Below are 18,732 nucleotides of genomic sequence, written 5' to 3'. Positions count from 1 at the left end.
TCCCATGGTCGAGATACCAGACTCACTTCGCTCTGTCTTCAGTGCGACTGTCCACACTCGTGACGGAACATACGTCGTCGAGATTCCGTCGGGCGAGGTCGATCACGATGTCGTCACTCCTGGGGAGACGTATCGGATCGCAGTTTTCGATTCGGCGGAGACAACGGAGAGGTCGGAACAGACATCCAAGCCGTCCAACCGTTCCCGGCGTGACAGTCACAGTGGCCCTCCTGAACCACCGGTTGACGAAGGAGAGATACGTGACGTGTCCATCGAGACGGTCGGCGACCAGGTGACGGAATCGCGAAAGTCGAGCGGGGCTACGTCGTGATCGTCTCCGGTGCCCGGCCCGGCGACGAACCGACCGTCAAAATCGAAGAAGTGCGACCTAACGTCGCGTTTGCGAGCGTCGTCAATCCTCTCTCCTGAATAACTTACCCCGGTTCGCCTCCTTTCTACGGTTCAGAAAGGGCTATCGAAGTCTGTCTTCGTGAGGCGTAGCGCACCATCGTTGCATGCCTGTTCGACAGCTACCTGATCGGTCATCAGGAAGCAGTTGTAATCGTCGACGCTTCGCTGAATCACTGACTGCTTGAAGATGTTCTCTGGATGGCTGGTGTACTTTTTCACAACGACGACAAACTCCTCGATTGCATCGACAACAACCAGTCCATACCCCTGATCGGCTAGGAATGAACGGAGTTCCTGAAACTCGTCGGGAGGCACTTCAAAACGGTAGTGCTGATTGTTATAGTACCGCTTCAGGCGGTTGAACACCTCTGCACCATCGAAGTAATGCTTGAACAGGTAGGTCTCATCGACTTCAAAGACGTTGACCTGCTCGTCCCCCGCTCGGCGGAACTCCGCCATTGTCCATGCTATTCGTCAACACACAGTAAGAGCATTACTCCCCCTCTGATGCTCCCTCTAGCGCTGCCCGAAGGACACTCCCCTTTGCCTTGGAATCGAATTCCGATCGCACGACCGGCTGTTCCTACCGATGGCGCTTCGGATTGATCGTCGTGAGCGAGATATCCGGCAGATTAGGCCCGATCTCTCGTCGAGCCACAGCTTCTGCCTTCTCTCGACGTATCGCCTGTGCCTCGACTGTTAGAACGAGTCCAACGAGCGCGGTATCCGTAACCAGCTGTACCGCGTCGCTGCTCGTTCCGCAATTAGCACAATTGATGTCTTGGACGCTGATATCGACATTTCGAATCAGGTCGCTTGTCGGTGTGACCCGTTTTCCGACTTCGCTCACAGCGACATTGATTGCGTCCTGGCCACTCTCTGCCCACCTGACGATCCATGGGATTGAAAAGGTGACTCGGTACCATCCGTTGCTCTCGGGCTCACTGGACGGACTGCTCGCCTCGGAAGCATTCCCTCTGCTGCCGCCGAAGGTAGCGTCGTCTGTGGCCGAATCTGGTGTACTCTCCCTCCCGGCCATATTTTTGCTCGGATGGCTCGGTTGAATACTGCATCTCTGTCCACAGTGTAACGGGTTGTGAAACAAGCTGTTTCTGAGTATACTATTCGAGCCGAGTGCCACGTATCGCCACCGAGGATCCGATGCAGATCCGGAAGCGCTCCAGCGCCGATCACGCTGTTTTTCGCCGTCCAACTGCGTTGTCGAAGAACGCTCGAAGTGGTGAACGTCCCTGAGAGGAGAGCTGCTCGAAGTAGTTGAGCGCCCATCCGATTACTTGGGGGTTGGTGCTTACAATACCGGTCGTCTCCGATTCGGTCACACCAGTCGATGGGGCTGGCGCCATCACGACCTGGTCCTCGTCACACACCGCGACATGGAGCGGAAGTTTTTCCTTGACGAATCTGAACTCTGCGCTCCGGGCGTAGAGGCCCCGTTTGATGAAAGAGCCGTACCCCTGCTCTTTGAGGAACTGCATGAACTCCCGATCTCGATGGAGTTCGAAGAGAACGTCGTCAGTAAACACGAGCCGGACTTTGGTATCACCTCGAAAGACTGGTCGATAGGCTTGAGCGAGTGCCGGACTGACGATAGTTCCTATCCCATGGAACGTTTCTAACTCGGGGTCGGCCACCTCTACGAATGCGTTCAGACAGAGATGTGGCTGTTTGTAGGTGTTATAGATCATATCTGCTTCCCCTAATTCCTCGATCGGGTAATCGTCGAATTCAGCAGGTAACCACCGGAGAAACGCCTTCGCCGTGAGTACTCCCTCTACTGCACGCACTAATCGCTCGTACTCTCGTAGGAATTGAGCCCCCTCTTTAGAGATTAGATAGGTGCCGTTCGAGTTCTCGAGATACCCCTCTTGAGTGAATTCATTGAGAACCCGGTAGATGGTCGAGCGTGATGGGCCAGAGTCGGGCTCTCGTTGAGCAATCGCGTTCAGCGTGGCTCTGCGCGATTCCTGTATTGAGAGCGTCTGAAGTACCCAGTGGCGGTGTTTGGAGCGGGCAATCTTCGGAAGGATCTGGATACGTTCATACCGGGTGAATCGTCGGTACCGCCTGAGGAGGTATGCACCGGCACAGGTGAGTGTGTACTGTCCTTCATCCTCCCGGATAAGGCCACTCTCGATGCATGTCGGGAACCCTCGATAAACCGTCTGCCGCGATATCGATAATTCTCTCGCCAGTTCCGATGCGCTGCGTGGTTCACGCCGGAGGACTGCCAGCAGTTGGATCCGGGTCGGTTCGACCGAGGCCTCGGCCAGCGTTGTAGATTGGCTCCGTGAATCGAGGAGTGATCGGAGGAGGTCCTCGGCCTGCATGGTGGGCTATCGATACAGAAGCCATCAGAGTGAATGAACCTTTGTGCCTATTGTACATGATTGGAATAATTGAGATTGTGTAGATTATCTACGATATGTGGATAATGTAGATTCTGTACGTTGCATGGGTTTTCTCAGGATCTACTCATCCACGTTGACCGCTGCATTCCGTTCATAGCGTCCGAAATCTACATAATGTGGATTGTTTAGATGGTGCGAATTGCGTCGGTTCTGCGTCTGACGTACTACTAAGAGGGGTGAGAGACAATGAGCGCGCATGAATAGGGCAAAACGTAGATTATTCGCCCATCGTGAGCAGGGTGAAAAATCTACAAAATCTACAAAATGTGAATTGCGTACCGAATTCGCGTTGGATTCGATGGCTGAGGAGGTGTGGTGATGGGCGCCAGTGAATTCGAGGGCCTCCCCGGAGTGGCTGTCTCACTGCTGAAAGGCGGAGTCGGTAAATCGACGATCGCCCTCAACATCGCGGACCGTCTCGCTGCACGCGGGCACGAGACCGTCCTGATTGACCTCGATAAAGACGGGCATCTGACGACGCAGCTGGGCTACGATGAGGCCTATGACCGCGAGGCAGACCTCGGGGACGCACTCATTGATGGGGAGGATCCGCAGGAACTGCTCATTGAGACCGAGTTCGGAGTACATCTTCTCCCCTCGAATAACGACCTTGAGAACGTCGAGACACGGCTCAAGGACGAGCGATTCGCGGACGTGAAACTCCGCAGAAACGTGGTCGAACCGCTCGTCGAGAACGGGTACGACTACGTCATCATTGACGCCGCCGGCGGGCGTGGCAAACTCTCGGATAACGCGCTGATCGCCGTTCAGCGAGTGATCATCCCACTTATTCCCCGAGCTGGATCGATCAATGGGCTCAACAAGATGATCGAGCGCCAGATCGCGCCGATCCGGGAGAACATCGGGCTGGAGATTCTGGCCGTTACACCGAACATGATCCGCGAGACGATGAATCAACACAACGAACACCGGACGCTCGTCGAGAACCTCAACCGGGAGTTCGGACCCTTTGTCCCGGAGTACGCTCAGATCGATCCAGAAGTCTTCGACGCGCTTGACGACCCGGGGCAGACGATCAATCCGATTCCGAAACCGGGCATCCGCGAACGAACGGCGATATCTCGGGCGTTCAAACGAGGCTTACCGGTTTCGGCGTTCGACGAGGACTGTGACCAGATCCCGAATTTCGATCACCTTGCGGATATCGTGGAGGAACATAGCTAACAATGCCAGACGAGGACGACCGTTTCGGCGACGTCGCTGAACAGCTCAAACAGACCGAGAAACGAGACGACGAAGAGAACGAGGGAAGCGATTCTGAAGAGGTCACCGCCACACCTCCGGAGCCAACAGAGGACGTAGAGCAGACGACTGCGTCGACTCAAAATCAGCGTGAACAGGAAGAGGAGGTGGATAGCGACGGCCCGCCATTTAGTTTCAACGAGACCAACATGCACGGATTCTACGTTCGCGATGAAACATGGAATCGGATCACTCGGATGCGGTCGTCGGTTACGGCCGCTTGCTCGATGTTCGATGTTCCTGACTTTGAGGGACGAGAATTTCAGGATGCTTGTCTACAGGTCGTCGCTGACTACGGAGACCAAGTTGCTCTTCAAATCCTCCGTGAGCGCGGCATCGAAGCAGATGAGCAACGTGTGCAGGAAGTGGTCGAGATGCTAAGCGCCAAGTCTGATCAGTGAAGGATGATTTGTTCATATTGGTCAAAATTGTGATTCGATCGATTGTGTGCACAATGTAGATTTTTCTGCCGTTCGTGTCGAGTTTAGTTTTCGGATCAGTTTGCTTCCATTGCAGAGTCGATTCTAGCGAACAGACGATTGAACGTCTCCAACTGCTCCTCGTCGACATCACCTCGATTTACTCGGGAGGCTATTCTCTCAGCAATCTGTCTTTTACGGAGTTCAATTTTTCCCCGAGAGTTCCTGAGTTCGTCGGCTAGGTTCGTACCCTCCAGGTACTCAATCAGGACCTGATCAAGTCTGCTACCAGCGTACTCGATCCCGCCGATATCCCATCTCAATCCATCTTTCTCCTCGATAGAAACCGGTTCAAACTCTTCGTCTAATTCGGACGTGAACTCCGAGTATTCAGCGTTGAATTCAGATACGTACAGACTCGGGGCAAACAGGTCCTCTGTAACCACTCCCTCGCTGTTAGAGATGTTTTCAAGCAAGACGACCCGATCCGGATCGATATCTGGATTGTGAGTCTCGATTCTTTCGTAGACGTCCTGACCGGCTTCGTCGCTATCCAGCATGATCGCGTAATCGATTTCTTCACTTGCGAGCCAACTCGCTTGCCCGACAACACTACTAGCTCCACGCACAGGCATTACAGAAACTTCCTGCCAGCCGAATAAGTCTCTATCCAGTACCTGGGAGAAGTAATTGGCTACAGCGGCTATCACATAGTACTCCGTTGGACCCTCCACAAGCAGTTGCCGGCGAGAAATGAAAGGCGACGAGCCGAGATCAACCCCTAGTGCATTTCGTAGCGGCTCCAGTGTGCGACTATCTGACCCGAAGATGTCCTCCCTAATTTTCGTTCCCCCTCGTGGGGTATCCTCTACCGCTCTAATGCGCGATGGGTAACGCTTATCTATCAAATACGGAGAATGCGACGAGAACACTACCTGTTCGGTCTTGCCAATTTCATTAACTGACTCCAACCAGTCCCGTTTCCCTTCTGGGTGAAGGTAGACCGCCGGGTCGTCCAAGAGTAGTACCTTACTCTCAAGGCCTGAACTACTCGACTCTGCAAGAAGGTTGATATAAAATGAAAGGAACCACTGGAATCCGTCGCTCCGCTGAGAGGGATATGTTAGCGGCCGCTCATCGATCGCTGAGTCGGGATTGAGCTGATCCTGAATCAGGAGTTGTACTGTCTCTTCAGAGTCAACCCATCTCAAATCGATGTTCAGGCTCTTCTGTGACCACGCTCCGTTGATCTTATCCTCAATTCTATTCTCAGCTTGTTCGATAGTATTGTATCGGCTTAACGACGATCCGCGGAAATCATCGATCGAGATTTCACCAAGAGCCAGCAGGTTCTGGAACGTTTCACATTCGCCATTATATAGTTGCTCGGCTGTTGCTTTGTCGCTAATCAGGCTATAGCTATCGTAGTACAGAAGATTAGGATTAGGGAGTTCAACTTCGTCCTCATCAACAGGTGCATGAACATTAGATTCATAGCTATTGTCAAAATACTTCGTTCGCGTAATTGTTAGTGGCATTGCTGTGTCATCCGATATCTGGGGGTAAAACTCGTCCACCATTGGCTTACTGAGTTCAAATTGAAGAGTTATTATCGGAATCCGTACGTCGCTTTCCACCTCCCCTGTTGAATTTGACAAATCACGCTCAGTATATTCATAGTCCTCCGAGAACGAATTGATGGCCTCCAGAGTAGACGTTTTTCCACTTTCATTCTTTCCGATTAATGTCGTCACATTCTCCAACTCGATGAAGCCGGTATCTCGGATGTTTCTAAAGTTCTGTATCCGTATTTTAGAGATACGAACCGTTGGGCCACTATCTTTTATTGATACAGTTTCAGAGTCGGATTGTTCTCTGTGATCGGCCACCGTCGCTTTGTCCTCAGTATCTTGCTCCTCAGTGTCTTCGCTTCCGGAAGAGTCCGAATCGGACGGAGTTTCTTCAAAATGTTGGACGGATACTTCGGTGACTAGATCTTTTAATAACTGAAGCTCTTCTGGGGAGCCTTCAACACGCGTGTGTGCACCACGTCTTCCGACAATATACTCACCAAACCCAGCGGCGTCTAATGTTTGAAGAAGGGTTGTTATACCATCCCTGAGCGTGTCATCCTTCTTTTCTCTGAACCCGAATGTTGTTCGCAGTTCCTTTCGAATAGTTGGGGAGTCAATACTGTCTGCCTCATCGCCCAACTCAGAGAGAGACGATTGAAGGATGTACCTGTATGTGGGATATTGCCTAATGCTGTTTCGGAATAATTCTTCTTGATCTGACTCTTTGGAGGCGAACGACAACTCGAACCCTTCGTCGGTCAACGCATAGCCATCTTCTCGCTCCTCAACAAATCCAAGTGCTCTTCCATACTGCGTCGTTCCCCGGAGGCTTCTAGGTGAGACGTCAAGACTCTCGGTAAGGCTATCATTTGAGTGAGTGCCTCCCTCAGAGAGAACATCCACTAATTCAAGAAGACCTTCGGGGCCGCCACGGGTTGGAGGGAAGTCAATATCGGGAATATCATCGGTATCAAACGTACTGTCCAAGGATTGCCGAGCCGACTGAGAGTCGTCTGGATCAATCTCACCGGTCTCCGAGGTTGTGCTTGCTTGTAGGTCGAAACTGTTGGAGTCGCTCGGAATAGACGATTGGACGACCGGGTCATCTCCAGAATCCTCAATTTCGACAAATCCGAACTGCGCGAAGATCTCGATGGCTTTAGCTACACTTGATGTATTCTCCTTGTCAATGCCGAGCTGACCGGACACTTTGTTTGAGAGCTCCTCTAGTCCAAACTCGCCGCTGTCGATTAAGAATAGAACGTCGGAGAATAACTCGTATTCGTCTAAAATTTCCCTTATTTCTGCCTTGGCTTGATCTTTCGAGTCCCCCACCTTCCTGAAATAGCCTATTACTGGCTTAGAAGGAGTATAGACGCCGGCCTTCTCCGCCTCGATCAAGCCGATATCACTGAAGTACTTCAGACAACTGGAGCAGGTGGATTCACTAACGTTGATTGCAGCTTTCTTATAGTGGATCGGCTCTTCCTCCTGCGTATACCTGTTAACTAGATCCTCCAGAGCAGTCAAGTACGTGTCCGAACTGAACCGGTCCAACGGGAGAGGGATATCCGACATGTTGAATAACCTGTTCTGCCCTGCTACAAAATAGTTGTCTGAGAAAACCGACTGAGTGGTCATACGATGTTACCGGCTACGAGTTTCTAGGTTCCGGGTTTTAAATCACAACCGTCGAACTTGGTATAGCAACATATGGTTTACGAGGTGGTTAAAATGCCGTACATTGCTCTTTCAGGGCTCAGGTTCCATGAATCCGGGAAATGAGATATTTGAATCGAATGCTCATGATTACCTCAATAATCACGACCACTTTGACGTACCCCGACGCTGTCTACGAAGCACGAAACGTGGAACCGCAAGAACCAGCCGTCTACCCCGGGAGAAGACCGCGAACATCGATAGCCACGTGAGCAGGTCGATGAGTGTGGTGATAAGGTCTAATAACTCCTAATACAAACCAATATATACGATGCCTATCTCCAAGGACGAATTCCAGGCCATCGACGAAGACGGGCCCTCACTCCCGGACCTCGCGCCGGACACCACGCAGGGGAAGGTGTATCGGTTCCTCCTCGAGCACGCCGACCAGGCGTTCCGGCAGCGGGAGATCGTCGACGCCGTCGACGTGCCAGAGGGGAGCGTCGGTCCGACGTTGAACCGGCTCGAACAGCACGGGCTCGTCGAGCATCGCGACCGGTTCTGGGCGATCGTCGACGCCGAACACGCCGTCGCCTCTGCTGGCCTCCACGGCGCCGCGACAGCGGACGAGCTCGACGGTGGCTTCTCCGACGAAGACGTCGACGCATGGATGGAAACGGCTGTCGACCCGATCGAGGGGGAGCGGGATCACACTGACGGAGGAGCGTGAGGCTGGATGGTAGACCGCGGAACCGTCGTGTGGGCTCCCGACCCGTTCAAAACGGGCGGTGGGAATCCCCGTCCGTGGCTGGTTATATCGGGCGAGCAGATGCCATACCACGACGAGGAATCCATCGCTATCGCGTTCACGACCCAGAGCCACCATCCCGGGAGTTTCGCTGTCCCGAGTGACGCGTGGATCCGGGGCCAACCGAACCAGCAGAGTCACGTCCTCCCGTGGACGGTGGCGACTCTGAAGGACGATCTCCACGTGGTTGGGACGCAAGGGACCGTCACCGAGCAGTTTACGGATCAGGTCACCACGGCCACGATCTCCTATTTAGATACCTCACAGGCAGAGACCACATGATCGACGACACCTCCACCCAGACGCGAGCCGACCGACCGGTGACGAGTTCGTTCGAGCGGTACCTCCAGGACAAAGGGAAGGGCCGCGGTGGTGGTGGTGGGAACTACCGGCGAAACGCCGCTCGCGAACTCCAGCGGTTCCACGAGTGGGCGACCGGTGATCGTGGTGACGAGAACTGGACCGGGATCACACCCGCCGACGGCGACCAAGAGCCGACCTTTGCCGACCTCGATGAGCGCGTGTTCCGCGAGTACGCCCGCCACCTCGCCGGCGACCGCGGTCTCAAACAGAACACCGTCAAAACGTACTATGCCTACATCTCGGCGTGGTGCGGATGGTGCGTCAACGAGGGCTATCTGGAGGCCCACTACGCCCAGCGAGCGAGCGCGATGGCACCCCTCCCCGATGACGACGGCCGAAAGCCGGGCGACCAGCAGGCGTGGACACCAGAACAGCGGCACGCGCTGACTCGATACGTCGACGAGGAGGCTCGGACCGCCATCGAGACCTTCACGACGCTTCCAGATGACGTCGACCCGCTCGACCGACAGCGGGCACGGTATACGGCCCTGAAGGCGGCGCGAGATCGGGCGCTCGTGTTCGTCCTCGCATACACGGCCGTCCGAGTTGGCGAGCTCCTGCGTGATCCAGACGACCCGCGTCGCCGGGGCGTCCGGTGGGGGGAGGTGAACCTCGAGGACGGAAGCATGGACGTCTATCGCAAGAAACAGCAGTGGGATGCCGCTAGTCTTCCTGACCCGGTGATCTCGCCGCTCCGTAGCTATCTGAAGCTCGTAGACCCACCGACCGATCGGTGGCCAGTGTTTCCGACGTTCGACCAGCGGACGCTCGCCACGCTCGTTCGTGAAGAGCTCACCGACCGCGGGCTCCGGCCGGAAGCAATCGCCAAGCACCGTGAGGCGTACGCCCGTGACCTCCTGCTGGCGCTCGAAGAGGACATCCATCCGAACTCGCTCACGACCGATGGGGCGCGGTCCATCCTTCGACGCCTTACAACGGATGCGGACATCGACATCGACCACCCGAAACACGACTATCTCGCACCCCATGGCGGCCGACGTGGGATGGGGGAGGTGCTCGTTCGGGCGTTTGGATACACGGTGGCAGCCCGGTATCTCGACAACTCCGAGGAGATGGTTCGTGAGCGGTACTCGCACATTGAGGCCGGCGAGTTAGGCGATCTCGCCACGGAAGCGCTCAACGAAGTCGATTCAATCCTGTAGCTACCGAACTGGATTTTCAACGGGCTTCGACACATCGGCTACTGCTGTTCTACTGGTGTCCCAGTAACGTTGAAGTTCTCCCCGACTGTGAAACTCAAACTCGTGCCATTAGCGCTTCTTCCAACGTCTTTCCACGGTCTGGAGGCGTCCCCTTCGCCTCTCGATTGTCGCGGAACACCTCGATCACGTCTCGGATCGAATCACCATGTCCGATACCGTCGAACAGTGACCACTCCGTCTCGTACTGTAGCAACTGCGTCCGGACGGGGCCGTCCTGCCAGTCTGGTGTCCACTTCGTCGGGCTCTTTGGTTCAAGGAACTGCTCCTCAGGATTTTGAACGAAGGTGCCGACCGTTTTCCGCGCAACCTCTTTCAGGTAGGAGAGGCCCGGTTCACCGTACTGCTGCTGATCAGCCTTCAATGTGGCCACGATGAGATTCTCCGTGTTGAACCCCGTGGCGTCCAGTATCTCAGCAATCACCCACGGTCGTGTCCACTCGTTCGCGTACACGCGCTTGAGATTCCCTGGCTTCCCAACGAGGATTTTGTTCAACACCACTCGTGGCTTTCCGCCCGCAAATCCAATGACGAATGGATACCCTCGAAGATAGACATCCTGGGCCTCCCGACGGATCTGGACTGGAAGGGCACCGATCCAGGTCTCTTCGGAGGCAATCTCCTGCCATGCCTGTTCCGCCGAGACGCTGGTAGAGGTCTCGGTCCGGGCCGCGACCATACTCATAGACTTCTCGAAGACACTAGGATCCAGAAAGCTCCTCGGCCCGTCCTGACTGCGGTACTCGTCGAGCGCTTTCGCCTGGTGGAACTTTGCCTTGTGGAGGTGTATAGCGAGCAACGGCTCGTGGTCGCTTTCTGCAATCTCCTGATGGAGCCGGAGCTGTGTTCGGTGTGGTTCTGGCAGCCTGTCCTCAGTAGACATACTTGTAACGACGTGCCGAGATCGGATATAAATCCGGACAACCCATATCCCGACGCAGTCTGTCGGTTTTTGAATTTGATTTAAATACCCAATGTTCCACGGACGATGAGAAGTTATCCGATTTCGTCATACTGACTCACGATCCTCTTCAGCGAGCAGTTTCTCGCGGGCTGAATTGACGTTCGATCGGACAGCGTCCTCCGTCACGCCTCGGATATCTGCCCACTGAGTGATCGTGTAGCGTTCGGCTTCTTCGACGACAATCCAGTCGACGGCCTCGTGGAGTGAACAATCGCCGGTAACAAGTTCGGCGATCCGTTCGAGAAAGTCCTGCTCCTCCCAGGCGAGGGCGACGTCCTCGAATCGGTGCTGTTCTCGGTCGTACGAGGCAAACATTTGGACGGCGCCGTTCTGTTCTAAATCGGCCCGGACGTGCGCCGGGAGTGACTCCAGTGCGGACTTCGGCAGGGGGTAGGCCGGGACGTCGTGGAGCGAGGCGACGTCGAACGGTGTCAGTCCTCGATGCGAGACGTCGCCAAACTTCATCAGATAGCCCGTCTCCGAGGCGAGTTGCGTCCGACCCTCAAGAAGGTGCTCGGCAAGGTCCGGGTAATCGTCGCGGTCGACCGACCCAGTCTTGAATACAGTAATGAAATCTCTGTCGCCGTTACTGGGTGGATGAATTGCCATTGATCTCTGTCTTCTGTTGTCCGACTCAAATTCGTCGGCCCGGCGTATGAGTCTACCTCTGCTCAACGGGTTCCTCGGAAGGAGTCGTTTCACAGAGTGTCGCGGTGTCAGTCACTCGTTTATACTGATGTTGGATTCATGTGTAAACACAACCCCGTCCGGAGCATCTTCAAGAATATCTCCGTTCGGGAAGTAGTATCGAGTGGTTCGTGCTTCGAACCCCATCAGCTCTTGGACCAAGAGTTGATTACGTTCCTCGACAGTCATGGTCGCGGTTTCTGGGACGACCGCTCTGACATAGTCCGCGACGACCGGCGGCACGTCGACATCGACCTGGCTCTCGATAGCGTATTCATCTCGGAGTTTGAAGCCGCGCTCAAGAAGGTCGATGCGGTCTTTAAGACTCGCTTCCATGTCCGTCAAATCTGCCTGGATAGCGTCGATATCGACCCCGAAATCTTCAGGACCGTCCTCGTCGGTGGGTGCCATACATTGCCTTGGCGGAGGTCTACATAAACACAGCGAGCGTATACCCGCCCCTCTACCTAGAGAGGATCAGGGTTCAACCTGAAACAACCACCAGAGGCCTCGTTGTTCCGGTTTAGATGAGGAAGCGATGATCGAGAGACAACGCCTGATTGATTTGCAAACCGTGCGAACCGGCCGGATCAGAGGCGACTTGATGGCCCTGCTTCGTTCTCCCGCATCCGCTTCAGATCGAATCCCTTGCCCGTTTTGAGTCGATCCAGTACATCGGAGACGAACTGTAGCGCCTGGAGCTCCGCATCGATCTGAGCGATGTGCTCTTCACGCTGTTGCATCTCTGAAGCTAGCTGGACTCCGGTATGCGGTCGCTCTATCTCTACTCCCTCGTAACTACTGTTGCCTTCGTCGTCCGAGTCGACGGAGTTCGCTCCGTTTGTGTGTTGATCACAGCTCCCACGGATTGAATGGCCTCCCGTTGTTGGGTGGTTGGTAGGTAACTTCCCGTCTGGTCGGGGAAGGAGACCTGCTTGGAGTTCGTGATCGACCCGACGTAGATGCTTGCACCCACCTGCTGGCTCGTTCTCGCGATGATCCGGACAGGTACAGGACTTCTCGAGAACGTTCACTTCATAGATGTTCCCGGACGCAGAGCGAATCTCGTACACCCCACCTCGACGGAGCAGCGACACGTCCATCTCTTCAGTTCGTGCCCGTCGAGACCGACCAGAAGTCGGGTCGGTGCTCGTCATTCCGTCCCCGTTTGATTTCCTTTGTGAGGAGGCGGCCACATCCGGCTTGACTCTGGGATCGTTCGGCGTTTCGCGATAGGAACCTGGCTTTGATTGGGACGCTGAGTGGCTCATGATTCGAGATGGAGAGGATACGGATCTGTTTGAGGCGGAGTCTGAGTTACCTCTCCATCTCAGTTGGGAGGGGACAAACGTCTGCCTGGAAGCGATTAATTTGAGCAGATCTGATATACATCCGACTACTCGAGACGAGGCCTAAATATGGGCTCTACTGGGGGGAGAGCCTGCGTTCGCCGGATAAAGATATTTGATTCCCCTCATAGAAATCACGTTCCTGACGAGAGCTTGGTGATGTTGGTAGAAAACGTCTCTGTCCGCCGAGAAGATGTGGGTGGACTAGGGGTCGCGGAAGCGACTGTCTTGGCCGTTGAGCAGAGAACAGCGACCATCTCCCTGGATTCGTGGGTTGATGAAGACGGGTTCGGTCCGACTGAAACGGGCGACTGGACTCTGAAAGAGTTCCCCTCCACGATCGTTCTCTTGGATGCTTCAACAACAGCGGTAGACGAGACTGATTTCACTCGGACTGCCGAGTTGGCCTATATCGGGACGCAGGGGCGCCATTACGGTGATCGGTATTATGCAGAATTCGAGGTGCCTCCTTCAGAAGGCGTGTACGAGGCATTTTTTCCACACAAGGTCCGTACCGAAGAGGGGGCTGAGCCGTTCATCACGGAGGTCAAGCGTGAGGATTACTCGGTCCCCGAAGTCGTCGAACTCCTCAACGCAGAGAAACCAGATTGACTCGACAAGTCGAGTTACCCCACGAAGAACGGAAATGTGCGACTCTGTGGGGTAACTTCTGGTTCACCCCTCATCAACCTCCTCGTTTGTACCCTCTCGGAGAGTAGCAGCCCGTTCGGCAAGCATCCCGAGAACCCAGCGTCGGCGATCGTTCTTGTTCTCGTGAGCTACGTACTGCCGGACGGTTTCGATATCGTGCATACAGGCAACGCCCCCTCTGATGAGACTGGTCTGGTCTGTCTCGAGGAGTTTCTCCGGTGGTAATGCCTCAGTGATAGGTGTTGATTCGCTGCGAGCCATGAGAAGTTAGTACCTCGAGTGATCGGCCGAAGGTTTGGTTGAGCACCTACAGCTGAAATGCACCAAGATACCTCCATGGAGATGGGAGTGACAAACCGTTGGAAGAGAATTCGCGTAGGCTACACCCTCACGGTAGGGGAGGCCCCTCGCGACCGGCATTGCACTCAGAGCATTTCCAGATCGAGAGTTCAGTCGTATATTCGTCGACGAAGATGTCAGAAAGCTCCCCTGCGGGATGATCGACAGTCTCGCTTGTGTCCTCGTATCGCTCGATCCCGTCGAACCTGTGAATCGTTGTTGTCCCGCACACGTCACAGTGAAGGCGGGAGCACCGAGAATCAGCTCTGTTGTTTCGGGTGGTCCTTTGACCAGAGGAACTTCGGTGCCGATCTACACTGAATGCGAGAGCCGGAACGATCCAAGGCTCTTCTGTTGCACTTCCGAAGTGGAGGAGATCCTCCTCTCCCCTGCCCTCACTGATCATCGGATTGTCTTGTGCTTCCGCTAAGTCAGGGACCCCCGTCTCCTCAAGGAACTTTGTGAGTTGCGTTCGTCGCTCGATTGGATTTCCTGCTTCGTCATAGAGACGAGAACGAGGTTTCTCGCTCGAGCTCGTATCTCCAGACTCGGACTCGGTCTGGATTGAGGTCTGATCGCTCTCGATCCACGGAGTATTTTGGATTGCTTTCGACAGGATGTTTCTTCCTGTTTCGCTCGTGACCGGCGCGGCGTCGGGGAGCGTTCCCCATGTACCAGCAAACGTCTGGAGAGCAGAGTCGTCGTATCGGTGAAGCAGCTCGAATGTGGGATCCTGATCGCTTCGCTCATAATCCACTGGTCGGTGGTCATGAGGACGTCGATTGAGGGCAACAGCGGCCTTCGCGATGGCTTCGAAGCGGCTCTTGGCGGGGATAACCGCGAAAATCACTCGATCGACACTCCTTCGGGATGGAGTGCGTTCGTGGGCATCCCGGCCATACCGAGCTGCGTGGCGATCAGTGTATACCATACAGGTCTGCGGACTCTTCCCTCGTTATCCTATATAAACCTCATCTGCCGACGATGCTTCGAGACCCCTGGTCTACAGCCGTGTCTCTTCGACGAACTGGTCCTGTTCGGTCCGGACCGGAATACGAAGCCGATCAGGGTGTCCCCCGATAAATTGACCCGTCACTTCGATACCGTGTGCCCAGTAGTGACTTAGGTCGTGGCAGCTCGAGGTATCGGTCTGTTGGACGACGATACCGACGATCGCGTCTCGTCCAGCGACGATCACTCGCTCAAGATCGAACGTATCACACTTGAAGGCCGAATGAACTCGGCCAGTGACGGTGAAGCCATCGTCGTCAATATCGAACGCGAACGACTTACGCTCGATCCCGGTCGCTCCCGGTTCGAACTCGGCGCCGGTGACCTCGAGAGTCACACCATCGAGGCCGAGATTCCCCTCAGGATCATCGACGTACTCTCCGTAGTCTTCGTTCGTCGCAGGACTGCTGACGGGGCCGATTAGGACCCGTTCAGCTGGCTCCGAGGCGTCGGCACTCTCGTCCGGCGTGGTTCCCTGTGCTCCGTCTTCTGAGGAAGTGTCTGATTCGTCACCACTACTGGAACTATCGTCCGAAGAAGCCTCGATCCGGTCCTCCGCCTTGGAACTCCCGTCACCGTTCGTGGTTCCACCACTACCGACGTCTGCTGCTTCCTCACGACGTGGTTCGGCTCCGAGTAGTCCGAGACAGCCAGCGGACGCGGTCAATCCGAGTGTTCCAAGAGCACCGAGCATCGCCCGCCGAGACCTGTTGTGCTTGGGCATCTGCACGCTCTGTCGAGAACGACCTGAAGAGCCGTCGGTATATCGAGTGATGTCGTCACAAGAAGGAGAGGGAGCGATTGCTCGGGTTATTCCCGACGGTGCTGACTGTTGCCGTTCAGGGGGTGGTGGGGGCATCGTTTCGAACGTTGGCTGCTTGATTGGTGGCCTGCGCCTCTTCGATGGCGGCTGTATCGACCTTGAGATGAGTGAGTGCCCATTTCTCGATCTCAGGCCGCGTCATCGGATGTGGGAGCTCGTAGTGCCCGACAGGTTCAGCGATGTGGGTTTCTTCAATGGCACTGAGGCACTCGATCGGCTCTTCGTAGTAGCCGAACCAGTACTTCCGAAGACCAGAAAGTCCCGGCCCCTCCATCACCGTGATGTAATTATAGCTGTCGGTCATTGCGGGCTGTATGATTCTTGCATCGTTATACAACATAAACTCTCTCAGGTTGCGGCTGTCACAGAAGGGCCTGATGTTCCTCTGTCAGCCGGGATGTTGTGGTCCAAGATCTCCAGATCAGGCTGTCGTTCAAATTCACCCTCCCGGGGACGAGATATGATTCAGGAGTAAATGTTACCCCACAGTCCCCTCGATGGTGCCATCATGTGGGGTAACTACAGTCTCTGAGTCTCTTCCGTTCGCCGCATCTTATCCGGTATCGGTTTCGTCGTCCTTCTCCGGCGTCTTCTTGACTTCCTCTCGAAGTCGTTGCTTCTTCGCTCGGTGCAGGGCATACAGTTCACAGAAGCGACGTCGTCGATTCTCGAGATTACGTTGCGCTGTCCGGACTCGACTAACGAGGTGAAACGAGTATGGATCTCTGAACTGGCGATGCTGTGGAATACTAACGTCGACTGGATCACTGCCTGGAGAAACCCCGAGTTGAGAGAGCAATGATCGAACCTGTGCCTCAGTCGTCTCGATTTGGTGGCGTACAGCCCCGAGATCGCGCTCGTATCCCGTCGCAACCCCATCGCTCGCCAGGTAATCAATCTCGTCTGGATTGACTTCCTCCCACCGAGGGATGTCCCCCCGCCTAGGCATGTGCAGAGTCAGGCGTCTCGTCTGGATTCACATCGGCACCGAAACGGGAACCAATACCGGGCGGATCGGGGTCATGATCACCCCTCGAGCGGTCCTCGTCACCGGGATTTGGAGCACAAGGGTCCCGACCGTCGTTGGGAGCGATCCGACCGGTGATGGTTCCGTCGTCATGAGCAACGAAAAGGACATCATCACTCGTGTATCCGAGGTCGTTGATGGCGAATTCGTGAAGCTGTTCGACGTGAAAGATGGCATCCGCTGGTGCGTCTGCTGCTGTTTCGAAGGTCAACTGCTATTCCTCCGATGGACTGGGGGAGTACAAACACCTCAGAATGCGTCCAGATTCGACTGTCTCGTTTGGGAGGAACCAAGATCCGTTGAGACCGGTTCGAATGACTCATCCAGACCGAGTTCGGCGAGCGAGTCAGGACACTTCCCGAGGGGACACACGCCGTATGCGCCTTCTTTGAGGGCAAGGAGGTCGCGTTCACGGTGATACTCGACGAACGGACCACTCCATCCAGACGGCCGACGACAGCACTGCCCTACAACTGCACCACATTGCGGGCAATCAACCTCGAGACAGGGATCGCGAGACCACGTCTTCTCAAATCCCGCCTTTCGGCAGTAGACACTCATGATTGGGTGAACTCGTTGAGCTCAGGCTGATGGATGATTTCCCCTCCGAGTAGCGTCGTCATGATCGACGTCTATGGGAGTCGGTTCGCGGGGTGTGGGTAGCTGCGATATCGGGACTGACGAATCGGCGAGCCCGATGCGGAACCTCGATTCCCCGTGTCACCGGCAGGAAGATGGAGTCCGTGCTCCCGGCGACGACCGCAGCCAACAGTTCGTGCTTACACATGACTCGCCACGGCTTATCGTGTTTGTAGGGACACGAACAGACGAGCGCATCCCCCCAGGGGAGGAACGGATACTGACCCCCGGTAGCATATTCGCCGACAAGAAGCGGGGCTGGACGGGTAATACCGAAGTCGGAGAGGGTCGGGGAGACGTCGTCTCGACCGCTGGAGAGACGATCCTCCCGGATGACGTACTCGGGAGCTATCCTTTGCGCCGTAGCGTACGCATCGGTGTCCGTCTCCTCGTCGACGATTACCATCCCCACAAATGCATCCTGTTGCGTGAGGGCTGATTCATCGGGGGATGTGCCGATCGTCGTCTCGATCAGTGACCCGTATGACGAAGACTTGAGGATCTGGTATAGGTTCATCCCTGGGATGAGTTTTCGATACCAGCTCTCGCGCCGTTCGCGCTCCTCCTCGAGTGCCTGTTCCGGATTCGGTTGCTCACGAACCAATCGGAGCCGGTTGGCGAGAAAAGCGGGCGCAGTGGCGAGGACGGCGTCATCCTCGTAGTGCTCGAAATACTGGACTTCCTCGTCGATCGTTCTCCGGCAAGTGGCCTCGGCGTATTCGAGTCCCCTCGGTTTCGGCTTTATCCCCGCTGCCCATGGGTCGGCATCCGGAGCCTCGGGATCGAACTTCCAGGGGTTGTACTCACCGAGTAGGTCGTCACGCCGAATCGGGCCGCCAGCCATGAAATCGAGGCGGATCTTGTGTTCGATCGGCTCGACGTTCGGTGGATCACGATCGACATCGTAGTCGTACGTTCGGTCGGTGTGTGCGAGTGCTCCAGACGGCAGTGAGAGTACTGGGAGCGAATCGGCGGCAGGATGGATGTGTCTGCGAGGCATTTTCCTCTGAAGGAGCCTTCCTGTCGGATGACCTCCTACCGCTATTGGGGGACACAAACAGGAGAGACCCGAGTCAGGACAGGCGAATCACTCGTG

General features: G+C 55.4%; 19 protein-coding genes and 1 pseudogene. 7 read left to right on the top strand and 13 right to left on the bottom strand.

Going from position 1 to position 18,732, the window contains the following annotated elements:
• The first annotated feature begins 4 nt into the window (after positions 1-4).
• Positions 5-429, top strand: a pseudogene (locus FZP69_RS21625) (TRAM domain-containing protein).
• Between the two features lie 33 nt (positions 430-462).
• On the opposite strand, the gene FZP69_RS21620 reads toward FZP69_RS21625, so the two are convergent.
• From FZP69_RS21620 to FZP69_RS21610, 3 genes are all read right to left on the bottom strand, one after another.
• Entirely contained in the window at positions 463-870 is a 408-nt protein-coding gene (locus tag FZP69_RS21620) for a hypothetical protein (protein ID WP_152043502.1), read from the bottom strand.
• A gap of 124 nt (positions 871-994) precedes the next feature.
• Entirely contained in the window at positions 995-1,450 is a 456-nt protein-coding gene (locus tag FZP69_RS23475; protein WP_152043501.1) for a DUF555 domain-containing protein, read from the bottom strand.
• Between the two features lie 151 nt (positions 1,451-1,601).
• A complete protein-coding gene (locus FZP69_RS21610; protein WP_152043500.1) occupies positions 1,602-2,759 on the bottom strand; it encodes a transcriptional regulator in 1,158 nt (385 codons plus the stop codon).
• 399 nt (positions 2,760-3,158) lie between these two features.
• On the opposite strand from FZP69_RS21610, the gene FZP69_RS21605 reads away from it, so the two are divergent.
• Both FZP69_RS21605 and FZP69_RS21600 read left to right on the top strand, forming a co-directional pair.
• Positions 3,159-4,025: a ParA family protein gene (locus tag FZP69_RS21605; protein ID WP_152043499.1), complete on the top strand. Its 867-nt coding sequence runs from the start codon at positions 3,159-3,161 to the stop codon at positions 4,023-4,025.
• Between the two features lie 2 nt (positions 4,026-4,027).
• Positions 4,028-4,504, top strand: a complete 477-nt coding sequence (locus tag FZP69_RS21600) for a hypothetical protein (RefSeq protein ID WP_152043498.1) — start codon at positions 4,028-4,030, stop codon at positions 4,502-4,504.
• 95 nt (positions 4,505-4,599) lie between these two features.
• Here FZP69_RS21600 and FZP69_RS21595 read toward each other — a convergent pair whose 3' ends face one another.
• Positions 4,600-7,737, bottom strand: a complete 3,138-nt coding sequence (locus tag FZP69_RS21595; RefSeq protein WP_152043497.1) for an ATP-dependent nuclease — start codon at positions 7,735-7,737, stop codon at positions 4,600-4,602.
• 349 nt (positions 7,738-8,086) lie between these two features.
• On the opposite strand from FZP69_RS21595, the gene FZP69_RS23130 reads away from it, so the two are divergent.
• Genes FZP69_RS23130 through FZP69_RS21580 form a run of 3 tightly spaced genes read left to right on the top strand, consistent with a single transcriptional unit; the run spans position 8,087 to position 10,089 of the window.
• A complete protein-coding gene (locus FZP69_RS23130; RefSeq protein WP_240137803.1) occupies positions 8,087-8,485 on the top strand; it encodes a MarR family transcriptional regulator in 399 nt (132 codons plus the stop codon).
• Between the two features lie 6 nt (positions 8,486-8,491).
• Positions 8,492-8,845: a type II toxin-antitoxin system PemK/MazF family toxin gene (locus tag FZP69_RS21585; RefSeq protein WP_240137802.1), complete on the top strand. Its 354-nt coding sequence runs from the start codon at positions 8,492-8,494 to the stop codon at positions 8,843-8,845.
• Positions 8,842-10,089, top strand: coding sequence for a tyrosine-type recombinase/integrase (locus tag FZP69_RS21580; protein ID WP_152043496.1), 1,248 nt, complete (start codon positions 8,842-8,844; stop codon positions 10,087-10,089). The genes FZP69_RS21585 and FZP69_RS21580 overlap by 4 nt, the downstream gene beginning before the upstream one ends.
• A 94-nt stretch (positions 10,090-10,183) precedes the next feature.
• On the opposite strand, the gene FZP69_RS21575 is transcribed toward FZP69_RS21580, so the two are convergent.
• The 4 genes from FZP69_RS21575 to FZP69_RS22835 form a co-directional block, all read right to left on the bottom strand.
• Positions 10,184-11,029, bottom strand: a complete 846-nt coding sequence (locus FZP69_RS21575; protein WP_152043495.1) for a hypothetical protein — start codon at positions 11,027-11,029, stop codon at positions 10,184-10,186.
• Between the two features lie 126 nt (positions 11,030-11,155).
• Positions 11,156-11,719 (bottom strand): hypothetical protein, encoded by a 564-nt coding sequence (locus FZP69_RS21570; RefSeq protein WP_152043494.1) that lies wholly within the window; start codon positions 11,717-11,719, stop codon positions 11,156-11,158.
• Positions 11,720-11,830: 111 nt separating this feature from the next.
• Complete coding sequence (locus FZP69_RS21565; RefSeq protein WP_152043493.1) at positions 11,831-12,208, bottom strand: hypothetical protein; 378 nt, start codon at positions 12,206-12,208, stop codon at positions 11,831-11,833.
• Between the two features lie 179 nt (positions 12,209-12,387).
• The gene (locus FZP69_RS22835; protein ID WP_192918700.1) at positions 12,388-12,540 is read right to left on the bottom strand and encodes a hypothetical protein; all 153 of its coding nucleotides are present in this window, start codon (positions 12,538-12,540) and stop codon (positions 12,388-12,390) included.
• Positions 12,541-13,305: 765 nt separating this feature from the next.
• On the opposite strand from FZP69_RS22835, the gene FZP69_RS21555 reads away from it, so the two are divergent.
• On the top strand, positions 13,306-13,758 hold the full coding sequence (locus tag FZP69_RS21555; RefSeq protein WP_152043492.1) for a hypothetical protein: 453 nt from the start codon (positions 13,306-13,308) through the stop codon (positions 13,756-13,758).
• A gap of 63 nt (positions 13,759-13,821) precedes the next feature.
• Here the strand turns inward: FZP69_RS21555 and FZP69_RS21550 are convergent, their stop codons facing one another.
• The 5 genes from FZP69_RS21550 to FZP69_RS21530 all read right to left on the bottom strand — a co-directional run bounded on the left by FZP69_RS21550 (position 13,822) and on the right by FZP69_RS21530 (position 18,636).
• Positions 13,822-14,058 carry a hypothetical protein gene (locus FZP69_RS21550; protein WP_152043491.1) on the bottom strand — a complete coding sequence of 79 codons (237 nt, stop codon included), beginning with the start codon at positions 14,056-14,058 and terminating at the stop codon, positions 13,822-13,824.
• A gap of 127 nt (positions 14,059-14,185) precedes the next feature.
• Entirely contained in the window at positions 14,186-14,986 is an 801-nt protein-coding gene (locus FZP69_RS21545) for a hypothetical protein (protein WP_152043490.1), read from the bottom strand.
• Between the two features lie 153 nt (positions 14,987-15,139).
• Positions 15,140-15,871, bottom strand: coding sequence for a hypothetical protein (locus FZP69_RS21540; RefSeq protein ID WP_152043489.1), 732 nt, complete (start codon positions 15,869-15,871; stop codon positions 15,140-15,142).
• Positions 15,872-15,986: 115 nt separating this feature from the next.
• A complete protein-coding gene (locus FZP69_RS21535; protein ID WP_152043488.1) occupies positions 15,987-16,274 on the bottom strand; it encodes a hypothetical protein in 288 nt (95 codons plus the stop codon).
• 1,342 nt (positions 16,275-17,616) lie between these two features.
• Positions 17,617-18,636 (bottom strand): hypothetical protein, encoded by a 1,020-nt coding sequence (locus FZP69_RS21530; RefSeq protein WP_152043487.1) that lies wholly within the window; start codon positions 18,634-18,636, stop codon positions 17,617-17,619.
• Between the last annotated feature and the right edge of the window lie 96 nt (positions 18,637-18,732).

It is taken from the genome of Salinigranum salinum (assembly GCF_009176545.1).
Classification (GTDB): domain Archaea; phylum Halobacteriota; class Halobacteria; order Halobacteriales; family Haloferacaceae; genus Salinigranum; species Salinigranum salinum.
This window is presented reverse-complemented; position numbering and strand designations above follow the sequence as displayed.

Bases quoted from the DNA above. Each gene is read 5' to 3' on its own strand.
- FZP69_RS21620 (WP_152043502.1), bottom strand. From the start codon at position 870: ATGGCGGAGTTCCGCCGAGCGGGGGACGAGCAGGTCAACGTCTTTGAA.
- FZP69_RS23475 (WP_152043501.1), bottom strand. From the start codon at position 1,450: ATGGCCGGGAGGGAGAGTACACCAGATTCGGCCACAGACGACGCTACC.
- FZP69_RS21610 (WP_152043500.1), bottom strand. From the start codon at position 2,759: ATGCAGGCCGAGGACCTCCTCCGATCACTCCTCGATTCACGGAGCCAA.
- FZP69_RS21605 (WP_152043499.1), top strand. From the start codon at position 3,159: ATGGGCGCCAGTGAATTCGAGGGCCTCCCCGGAGTGGCTGTCTCACTG.
- FZP69_RS21600 (WP_152043498.1), top strand. From the start codon at position 4,028: ATGCCAGACGAGGACGACCGTTTCGGCGACGTCGCTGAACAGCTCAAA.
- FZP69_RS21595 (WP_152043497.1), bottom strand. From the start codon at position 7,737: ATGACCACTCAGTCGGTTTTCTCAGACAACTATTTTGTAGCAGGGCAG.
- FZP69_RS23130 (WP_240137803.1), top strand. From the start codon at position 8,087: ATGCCTATCTCCAAGGACGAATTCCAGGCCATCGACGAAGACGGGCCC.
- FZP69_RS21585 (WP_240137802.1), top strand. From the start codon at position 8,492: ATGGTAGACCGCGGAACCGTCGTGTGGGCTCCCGACCCGTTCAAAACG.
- FZP69_RS21580 (WP_152043496.1), top strand. From the start codon at position 8,842: ATGATCGACGACACCTCCACCCAGACGCGAGCCGACCGACCGGTGACG.
- FZP69_RS21575 (WP_152043495.1), bottom strand. From the start codon at position 11,029: ATGTCTACTGAGGACAGGCTGCCAGAACCACACCGAACACAGCTCCGG.
- FZP69_RS21570 (WP_152043494.1), bottom strand. From the start codon at position 11,719: ATGGCAATTCATCCACCCAGTAACGGCGACAGAGATTTCATTACTGTA.
- FZP69_RS21565 (WP_152043493.1), bottom strand. From the start codon at position 12,208: ATGGCACCCACCGACGAGGACGGTCCTGAAGATTTCGGGGTCGATATC.
- FZP69_RS22835 (WP_192918700.1), bottom strand. From the start codon at position 12,540: ATGCAACAGCGTGAAGAGCACATCGCTCAGATCGATGCGGAGCTCCAG.
- FZP69_RS21555 (WP_152043492.1), top strand. From the start codon at position 13,306: ATGTTGGTAGAAAACGTCTCTGTCCGCCGAGAAGATGTGGGTGGACTA.
- FZP69_RS21550 (WP_152043491.1), bottom strand. From the start codon at position 14,058: ATGGCTCGCAGCGAATCAACACCTATCACTGAGGCATTACCACCGGAG.
- FZP69_RS21540 (WP_152043489.1), bottom strand. From the start codon at position 15,871: ATGCCCAAGCACAACAGGTCTCGGCGGGCGATGCTCGGTGCTCTTGGA.
- FZP69_RS21535 (WP_152043488.1), bottom strand. From the start codon at position 16,274: ATGACCGACAGCTATAATTACATCACGGTGATGGAGGGGCCGGGACTT.
- FZP69_RS21530 (WP_152043487.1), bottom strand. From the start codon at position 18,636: ATGCCTCGCAGACACATCCATCCTGCCGCCGATTCGCTCCCAGTACTC.